7 protein-coding genes and 1 tRNA gene are annotated in these 5637 nt (G+C 59.4%); 3 read left to right on the top strand and 5 right to left on the bottom strand.

Annotation, left to right across the window (positions count from 1 at the left end):
* A partial coding sequence (locus tag ACFP9U_RS23410) for an SIMPL domain-containing protein (RefSeq protein WP_378625142.1) occupies positions 1-554 on the bottom strand: 554 nt, incomplete at its 3' end.
* A 109-nt stretch (positions 555-663) separates the two neighbouring features.
* Between ACFP9U_RS23410 and ACFP9U_RS23405 the strand changes: the two genes are divergently transcribed.
* Positions 664-740: transfer RNA gene (locus ACFP9U_RS23405), tRNA-Ile, on the top strand.
* Between the two features lie 233 nt (positions 741-973).
* On the top strand, positions 974-1876 hold the full coding sequence (locus tag ACFP9U_RS23400) for a DUF5677 domain-containing protein (protein WP_322451947.1): 903 nt from the start codon (positions 974-976) through the stop codon (positions 1874-1876).
* A gap of 706 nt (positions 1877-2582) precedes the next feature.
* Here ACFP9U_RS23400 and ACFP9U_RS23395 read toward each other — a convergent pair.
* The 4 genes from ACFP9U_RS23395 to ACFP9U_RS23380 form a co-directional block, all read right to left on the bottom strand.
* Positions 2583-2804 (bottom strand): hypothetical protein, encoded by a 222-nt coding sequence (locus ACFP9U_RS23395; protein ID WP_378625140.1) that lies wholly within the window; start codon positions 2802-2804, stop codon positions 2583-2585.
* A 25-nt stretch (positions 2805-2829) separates the two neighbouring features.
* A complete protein-coding gene (locus ACFP9U_RS23390; RefSeq protein ID WP_378625138.1) occupies positions 2830-3054 on the bottom strand; it encodes an EF-hand domain-containing protein in 225 nt (74 codons plus the stop codon).
* Between the two features lie 80 nt (positions 3055-3134).
* Positions 3135-4028, bottom strand: a complete 894-nt coding sequence (locus ACFP9U_RS23385) for an anti-sigma factor family protein (protein WP_378625137.1) — start codon at positions 4026-4028, stop codon at positions 3135-3137.
* Positions 4025-4549: an RNA polymerase sigma factor gene (locus tag ACFP9U_RS23380; RefSeq protein WP_378625135.1), complete on the bottom strand. Its 525-nt coding sequence runs from the start codon at positions 4547-4549 to the stop codon at positions 4025-4027. The genes ACFP9U_RS23385 and ACFP9U_RS23380 overlap by 4 nt, the downstream gene beginning before the upstream one ends.
* Positions 4550-4773: 224 nt before the next feature.
* On the opposite strand from ACFP9U_RS23380, the gene ACFP9U_RS23375 reads away from it, so the two are divergent.
* Complete coding sequence (locus ACFP9U_RS23375) at positions 4774-5172, top strand: DUF4168 domain-containing protein (protein WP_322451943.1); 399 nt, start codon at positions 4774-4776, stop codon at positions 5170-5172.
* Positions 5173-5637: the final 465 nt, after the last annotated feature.

Genomic DNA, 5637 nt, shown 5'->3' with positions numbered 1-5637 from the left:
GACACGCCGGCAGCCTCGGCAAGGGTGCGCGCCTTGGCGACCGCGTCCTCCACCGCCCGCGTGCGCGCCTGGCTCAGCGCCTCGGACGGGTCGTCGTTGGTAAACGTGATGTTGCCCCCCTGATTGACCCCGAGCGATACGGAACGGTCCAGGATTTCACCGACATTTTCAAGATCGCGGACACGCACCGTCAGCGCATTCGTCACGCGGTAGCCGGTGATGCGCGGCTTCTCCTCGCCGTTGTTGTTGTTGGGATAGACATATTGCGGATCGATTGACAGCCCGCTGGTCTGCAGATCGCGGGCCTCGATCCCTTCTTCCTTCAGCGCCGCGATGACGGCGGCCATGGCCGCGTTGTTCTCGTCCATCGCCTCGCGCGCGGTCTCCCCCTCGCGCTGGACTGCGAGCGCGATGATCGCCATATCCGGGCTGATCCGCGCCTCGCCCTCGCCGGTAACCATGATCTTCGGCCTGAGGTCGGGCCCCTGCGCGGCGGCCGGCAGCACCGCCAGCGCGGAAGCCGCAAGGACAAGCGGGACGAAAAAACGGCTCATGACAATCTCCTTTGTAGATGATGCGCACTAGCAGTAAGGAGCGATTATGAAACGATTGCGGCACTCCTGTCTTGTGCCCGGCCATGAAACCCATTAATTCAGCCGCACCGGGCCTGTAGCTCAATTGGTTAGAGCCGGCGGCTCATAACCGCTTGGTTGGGGGTTCGAGTCCCTCCGGGCCCACCAGGACACTTTTTGTTCAATTAAATCAATAATTTAGCAGGAAATTCCCGGGATTCAAACGTCTGTTTGGGGGTATTTTGCTGTTAAATCGACCTATCCGCCGCATTCAATGATCAGCCCCCACTGTCGCAGTGCCCACTGCGCAGAATGACAACGAGTTTGATGCTATGAGTCCGCTTGAAATTCTTATTCGAAGGACTTTGGTCGCATAAAGTGAATAGCGGGGACACAGCAGCGTGAAGCCACTAACTGCTGAAAATCTACCTGAGATTGGGAGAACGAAGGTCGATGCTGACGAGATGGCAGCATTCGAGCGAGAAGATGATTTCACGGGCCTCGCTGTTGATCTCATGATCGAGACCGGCAGTTGGGTCTGCGTGGCTGCATCTACATTCGGCGAAAAGCCGGTATGGGACAGGGATAGAGCCGCGATCTGCGGGAACATGGTTCGGCTATACAAGCTGGTCCACACAGTGCTCGATCAGACCACGCAAAAGCGCCAAGAGTCGGCATTCATTTTTGCGCGCCTTGTTTTCGAGACGCTGGTCAATATCCGTTACATGGTTCAGCACTTCGAGCCGACACTGATCGACGAATACGTCAAATACTCCCTCCGTCATGAGCGAAAGTTGCGCGATCGAGTGTTGAGCAACGTCGCGGCCCGCAATGGCGTCATGCTTCCGATCGAAGACCGAATGCTCAAGTCGATCGAACGCGCGGCGACCGTAGCGCAGGTCTCCCTGGATGATGTTGACTTGGAACAGAAGGGTCCATGGGGAGGCAAGAATCTGTTTGATAAAGCGGAAGCAGTGGGGCTCGGTGATATCTATCTAGGCGCGTTCGCTGGTCCGTCACACAGCGTCCACGGCAACTGGCACGAGATTTACTCCAATCATGTTGAGTGGGACGGAGAGGGTGGCTTTACACCGAATCTCGAATGGCAGTATCCCAGACCACAGGTTATCTTTGCCCTATGCACATTGATCACCGAGACTCTGGCAATCTATTTCGAGTTCATGTGCGGTGAGCAGTGGGAGGAACTCTTTGGCGAGCCTCTTGCGGACCTGCTCGATCGTATCGATTCAGCGTCTAATGCTCACGAAGCCTATCTCGGAGGGAAACAATGGCCTGAAATCTGATGGGTTTTCCACGTCGCGAAAAGATGGAAACTATCGTCTTGAACAGATCAAACGGTCCTAAAAGCGCGAGAACAGGACATGAACACTATGGGGGTAACGAGGGGGGTAATGCACCCTCAACCCCGTAGAATACAAGGCTTCATGGACGGCTCCGAGCCCACCATAACTCTTTAATTTCAAAAGGTTGCAAGGTGGTAGTAGCCGGTCAGCGCGTTTTGCAATTTTGACATCGGGTTTTGCGGCGAACGTCATCTCGTCTGAACTTAGCCGTACTTGCCGAATCCGAAACGCCGACTACTTGCTTGATCCCATAGTGTTCGACCCGCAGTGATGTCGCAGCTGGCGGGCCGCTTTGATCGCCGCGTGCAGTTTCACTGTTTCCAGTACGCGTTGTTGCCGCGCGGGAGAGGTCCCTTTGCTACAACAGCGATCCACAGAAAAAGCCCCTGACAGTGTCAGGGGCAAAGGGGAGTCGGTGCTTGGGAGTGGTTTAGTCTAACCGCAAGGCTTGCATCGCCAGGCAGGATGGGTTCTGCCCTCCTCTGTTCCTCCTGAGATCGTATCCGTTATGACAGATCGGATTGCTCGAAGGCACAGCAGAGGAGATATGCTTTGAATGTTCCCCCGGCGTGTCTCCGCCGGGAAAACAGGTTCTGGCGTTCGCACCTTGACGGCCCGAAAAAAGCCAGGGAATCCGGACACGCCCTTATTGGGACGTGCCGGTCGCGGGCTGATCCGGTGCGGTTTGGTCCATGCCTGTACCGGTTTGCGGTGCAGTGCCCATACCTGTGCCGGTCTGCGGCGCCGTGTCCGTTGGCGCGGGCTCCATGCCCGTGCCGCCCTGCGGCGGCGGTTCGCCACCGCCATCGCAGCCGGCAAGGGCAAAAAGGGTCAGGGCCGAGGCCGAAGCGAGAAGTATCCTTTTCATCTTTCCCTCCTTTGTTGTGGGACGGTCATCCGCCACTGATCGCGGCGAATTCTTCCGGCGAAAGCTCTCCGCTTCCATCCGTATCGATTGCCCGGAAAGTCTCTTCCGTTATGTTGGGAACAACCGCTTGCAGCTCTGCCAGACTGATCGTTCCGCTCTGATCGGCGTCGACAGACTCGAAAGTAATGGCCTGTGCGAACGCAGGCGCTGCAAATGCGGAAGCGAGGACCGCTGCGAGCAACTTTTTCATTCGGTAAACCTCCGTATCAGTTTAAATGGCGCCCGGTTGCGGCGCTTTCGTTCGCCCCCATGCCCAAAGGCTGGTCTCCCTCAGTTGAATTGGCTCGGCTGCGGACTTGGCGACGCCGGTTCGGCCGGCTGCTGGACGCCGAGCGCGCCGTCTGCTGCCATCGACTCGCCCTGACCAGGGACGCTCGCTGGCGGCTGTTCGATGAAGCGTCCGGGCTTGATGGTATTGCGCACGGCCTGCGCAAGCTGCGTCCCGCTAGCCTGCGCATCGGTCGTCAGTGCATAAGCCAGAGGCCCTTCAGACCAGTAATGGACATAGACATCATCCGCCCGGAAGCGCCTTGTAGCGGTTGTCTTCGTATGCTGGCGCAGGCGCATGAACAGATTCACCACCCCGCTGGACGAGCGATAGACAAGGCGCACCATCTTCTCTCCCGCCACGGTAACGAGGCTGCGCTCGGCCAGACCGAAGCCATGAACGCTCAGGTCGGGCGCCGGCACCTCGATCAGCACATTCCTGGACAGTTCGGATAGCAACGCACCACTTCCATCGGCGGCAGCCATGCTGACGGCGGTCTGCGCTCTCGGCTTCGTGTGCTCACCCGCGACCGCCTGCAGCAACTCCGCCGAGACTGAGGTAACCTCGCGGTGCTGGCCGACGAACCAGCCGCCGCCCGCCGCCAAGGCCGTAAGGAACACGCTCGCAGCGATCGCGACCGAGCTGCGGCGACGTCTTGGCGCCGGTTCGCGGACGGTGCGTAGCAGCCACTGCGGAACCGGTCGCCCGATTTCGGCTGCATAAAGCTCTCGGATCGCCCGGTTGTCTTCGATAATGGTTGCCACGCGGGCAGCCTCGGAAGGATGGGACTCAAGATACGCTTCCACGGCGTTCTTGCGAGCGGTATCACTTTCGAGAAGCCCGTCCGCGTAGGCCATCAAGTCGATTTCGCGAATGTCTTGCGGGATGCCTTTCATTTGACCATCCTCAGCTTGGCTGTCCGTCTGTCGGGCGGCGCGGATTCGCGGAACAGACGCAGCGTCTCGCGCGCTCGTGACAGGCGCGAGCGCACCGTGCCCACAGGAACGCCCGTGATCTCGGCGATCTCGTCGTAGGGCAGCCCCTCAAGCGCCGCTAAGAGCACCACGGCACGCTGTTCCGCCGGCAATTGTTCGAGTGCCTCGGCCATCTTGAGGCAGTCGACGCGCATTTCCTGGTTTGCTGGGTGGGCCACTGCGTTGTCGATTACACCCGTCTCGGCCGGGATCGTGTCGAGATGCGAACGGCGATAGTGCTCGATGCTCTGGCGATAGAGGATCCGAAACAGCCAGCTTCGGATGCTGCCGCGACGCGACCACAGATGCCGCTTGCGAAGCGCCCTTTCCAGGCTGTCCTGCACGATTTCGTCGGCTGTCTCGCGGTCGCGGGTCAGCGCAAAGGCATATCTGCGCAGATGCGGAATCTGCCGCTCGATCATCCACTTCAGTTCGTCTGACATGCCGCTCCGGACCACGGTCAAAGGGTTTCTCTCCCGCCTTGTTCTGGAAAAAGGACGGGGCGTAGCGTTGGTTAGTTCCGAAAAAAATTTCCGTTCGATCGTCCGGCACGCGGGGAACTCATCGTCTCCTGCACCCGTCTGTGAAACGAGTGTCGCGTGTGCGGCGCTCCGATTGCGAATGAGCGCCGACTATTCCGGCGGCGCGCAACAGGAGAAACAACGCAATGAAGTTCCCCCCCAAAACCTTGGCTGCCGCGACTTGCTCCGCCGCCCTTTTGGCGCTTGCACCAGGCGTCACCTCGGTTCAGGCACAACAACAGACTCAGCAGCCCGCACAGCAGACGCAGCCCCAGGCAACCCCCGAGTTGGACGACGGCACGATCAGGGCGTTCGCCCAGGCCTCGCTCGAAGTCCAGGAAGTGGCGGACAAGTGGAAACCGCGTATTCAGGATGCCGAGGGGCAAGAGGCCGAGCAGTTGCGCAATGAGGCCAATCAGGAGATTGTCCAGGCGGTTCAGTCGAACGGACTGGAGCTCCAGACCTACAACCAAATCTTCCAGGCTGCCCAAGCCAATCCGGAAGTGGCGACCAAAATCCGGCAATACTGGCAGGAAATGGAATAACGTCAGGGGCTGCCGGCCAGGCGCCGGCGGCCCTTGCACCCGGGCTGAAATACGAACTGAGCCGCTGCCGTTTTTTCTTGGTTGGCAAGCATCTCAGCTCAATCGCCCGACAGCCCGATCAGCGCCTGCTTCTCGCGCGGGATCGCGGCGAGCATGACCTTCTGGCTAGCCTGGTTGGCCTTCGATGCCGCGAAAGCGAGTAATTCCGAATGCGCGCTTCACGTTCTTGCTTTGCCGGGCCAAGCGGCTAATTTTGCGAATCACAGGCAACATCTGATCAATCGAGGTCTGGAGATCCGCAAATGAAGAAGAAAATCGGCATGTTGTCTGTTGTCCTCGTGGCATCCCTCATGGCGTCCGGATGCACGACCACCGAAAAGACGATCACCGGTGCCGCGGTGGGTGGCCTCGGCGGCGCCGTGGTGGGCGATGCGATCGCCGGAACCGGCGGTGCGGTCGTCGGCG

It is taken from the genome of Nitratireductor sp. GCM10026969 (genome assembly GCF_042660605.1).
In the GTDB taxonomy this organism is placed as follows: Bacteria; Pseudomonadota; Alphaproteobacteria; order Rhizobiales; family Rhizobiaceae; genus Chelativorans.
This window is presented reverse-complemented; position numbering and strand designations above follow the sequence as displayed.